This is a genomic window from Holdemania sp. (genome assembly GCF_986127675.1).
On record NZ_CFQZWI010000172.1, the window covers coordinates 1 to 2,931 of the forward strand.

Consider the following 2,931-nt stretch of genomic DNA (forward strand, 5'->3'; position numbering starts at 1 on the left):
TAGCCGCCAGCCGTCATCGCCGCGCACATGACCTCGACCGCATCGGTATGGGTGGCAAACTGACGGCATGAGAAAAACAAATCCGGATGGAAGAAATACAGGATTTTCTCGCGGATGAAATCTTTCATCTTCCGCTTTTTGATCTCGTCGATCAGCTCGAAGATCCGGCGGATATCCTTCTCCGACAGAAACTGGTCGATCTGAACGAAGCCCAGCGGCTGGGGCTGCAGCTCGCACGGTGCGGTGGACAGCACCAGATCGGCCGGCGGTAGCGGCTGAGGCAGGGCGGTGTGGGTCAGCACGTCGCTGATCAACAAACTTTCCGAGAAGATGGCGGATAATTTTTTGATCAGGCGCTGGCCGATCTGTTGATAATCGTTGCACAGCACCAGACAACTGATCTTGTCGCTTTTAGCCCGCGTTTCCTCCATCAGCACGCCGATGTGCAGCGTGATGTAGGCGATTTCGTCTTCCGGCAGGACGTGGCCGGTGAATTGATAGATGACGTTGGAAATATGCACTGAAATCGCGTAAATCAGCGGATAATCCGTCTTGATGCTTTCAAACTGCAGATTGGTGATCTGGATATCGTTTTCCAAGCGCAGAAGCAGATTTTTTAAGTGAAATGCAAATTTGATCAGAAAGCTTTCATTATTCAGATCAATGCAATAAGTGTTTTCCACCGACTGCACGATGTTGTCCAGCAGTTTCTGAAGATCGCTGCCCAGAATGGCGCCGATCTGATCGTAGGTAATCGAAGACATCTGCGAGGACACGGCGCGGGTCATCATCAGCACCGACGCTTCATACAAGTCATATAACGTGAAATCTGTATCATAATTTTCTTTCAGCAGCACGTACAGATCGTTGACGATGCTCTGGACATGCGCCGAAGCCAGACGGAGCATATCGGCGTGCGATACCAGCTCCTGACGGGACGCGTTAAATTTGCGTGCGGGATTGGAACTGCGCAGTTCAACGGTCAGCGCGATATGCAGCACATAATTCAACAGGCTGTAATCATCCAGAAAATACTCATACCTGTGCATGACCTGTAAGATCAGCTGCTTGATCCGCGCCAGACTGACCGACGTGAAAATTTCCTGAATCCGTTCCAGACTGAAATAGGAACTTTTGATTTCCTCGTTGATCAGGCTCAGGATTACCGCCCGTTTGTCCTTGGCCAGACCGGTGATGTTAACCATATCGTTTTTCGTGTGGATATTCAGGTGGAACTGTGTGAGATCGGTACGCATCCGCGACAGCTCGTTCTGCAGCGTGATCGGCGAGATGCACAGCTTGTTCGACAGATCGCTGATCGACATCCGCTGGTTCTGCAAAAGCAGCGTGTTGATGATATAGCGCTTGCGTTCCTCATAGCTGGCGGGAATTGTCTGGGAGGGCAGAAAACTGAGGATCTTTGCGGCGGTCAGTTTGTCAATTTTATATCCCTTGTTGCTGGAAAGAATCAAAGCGCCGTATTCCTTGTTCAGCTCCGCGACGCTGTACTTGACGCTGCGCACGCTGAAGCCGAAGCGCTGGGCGATCATCGCGGTTGTCGTCCAGCCCGTCTGATGGTTCAGAAACGACACGATCTGCATCTTGCGGTCTAAATTCGCCATACAATTCAACCCTTTCTGTCATTTATTGTACAAGGGAACGCCAGCGCGTACTTACCGGCTTTTGCCCTGTGGCCGGGCAAAGTCAGACGTTGAATCCGGCCGCGCGGCGCTTTACAGTTAGGGTGCAAGCAAGGAGGTCAGAAAACGTGACGATTCAGGAAGTAAACAATCTTTCATGCATGATTATCGCGAATGCCGGGGATGGCAAAAGCAGCTGCATGGAAGCGCTCGATTACGCGGAAGCCGGCGATTGGGAAGCGGCGCGGCAGGCTCTGGCCGTCGCTGATGAAGCGATCGTCAAGGCTCATGAAATTCATACGAAGCTGTTGGTGGAGGAAGCCCGCGATCCCGCCGCGCTGCCGATGACGATGATGCTGATCCACGCGTCCAATCATCTGAGTGCGGCCGAGATCAGCCGGGAATTTGCCGAAAGGCTGCTCAGAATGCAAGCTCAGAAAGACGGGGAGGAGGTGAAATAATGGTCAATATCATTCTTGTCTGCGAACATGGCGCCAGCACAAGCCTGCTGACGGAGCGGATGAAGGACGCCGCGCAGCAGCTGGGTATCGACGCTGTGATCAACGCCTATCCCTACACGAAGCTGGACGAGCTGATCGACGGGGCGGACATCGTTCTGTTAGGTCCGCAGGTCCGCTTCAAAAAGAAAACCTTTGACGCGAAATATGCGGAAAAAGGGGTGGAATTCATGGTCATCGACACGGTGGATTACGGCATGATGAATGGGGAAAAGGTATTGAAAACGGCATTGGAACATCTCAAGTCCTGACTAAAAACTGAGTTTATTTGAAAAGAGGAGAAAATACAATGGATACATTGATGGAAAAAATATCCAGCTTCGTTGAACTGCTGGCGGAATGGGTCCACAAGATGACCTTCTTGAACGCCATGGCCGAAGCACTTCAAGTTCTGCTTCCAATCACGGTGATCGGTTCCTTTGCCTGTCTGTTCGCGTTTATCGACGTCGGCGGGTGGCAGGCATTTTTAGGCGCGAATCCGATGATACTGATGGTCTTTATGAATGCTCAAAGCTGGACGTTAAGCATCATCGCGTTTTACACCGTGCTGGTGCTGCCGTATTTGTACGCAAAACGGCTGGGCATGAACGAACCGCTGGCCTGTGTGCCGCTGACCGTCGCGTCGTTTCTGCTGCTGACGCCGACGGAGCTGTACACCGCGATCCCATCGGCCTGGCTCGGCCACTCCGGCATGTTCTCAGCGTTTATCATTTCGTATCTGGTCGTGCGGTTTGTCAAGCTGTGCCAGGATCACAATGTGAAGATCGGAAGAG

The 2,931-nt window shown here is 52.1% G+C and carries 4 protein-coding genes; 3 read left to right on the plus strand and 1 reads right to left on the minus strand.

The window, feature by feature from the left end; genetic code table 11:
- The coding region (locus tag AC5OW4_RS14915; RefSeq protein WP_493677177.1) for a BglG family transcription antiterminator at positions 1-1,622 on the minus strand (1,622 nt) is incomplete at its 3' end.
- A gap of 146 nt (positions 1,623-1,768) precedes the next feature.
- Here AC5OW4_RS14915 and AC5OW4_RS14920 point away from each other — a divergent pair.
- From AC5OW4_RS14920 to AC5OW4_RS14930, 3 genes are all read left to right on the plus strand, one after another.
- Positions 1,769-2,101, plus strand: a complete 333-nt coding sequence (locus AC5OW4_RS14920) for a PTS lactose/cellobiose transporter subunit IIA (protein ID WP_083538651.1) — start codon at positions 1,769-1,771, stop codon at positions 2,099-2,101.
- Positions 2,101-2,409, plus strand: coding sequence for a PTS sugar transporter subunit IIB (locus tag AC5OW4_RS14925; protein ID WP_072685531.1), 309 nt, complete (start codon positions 2,101-2,103; stop codon positions 2,407-2,409). The genes AC5OW4_RS14920 and AC5OW4_RS14925 overlap by 1 nt, the downstream gene beginning before the upstream one ends.
- Positions 2,410-2,447: 38 nt before the next feature.
- The coding region (locus tag AC5OW4_RS14930) for a hypothetical protein (protein ID WP_493677178.1) at positions 2,448-2,931 on the plus strand (484 nt) is incomplete at its 3' end.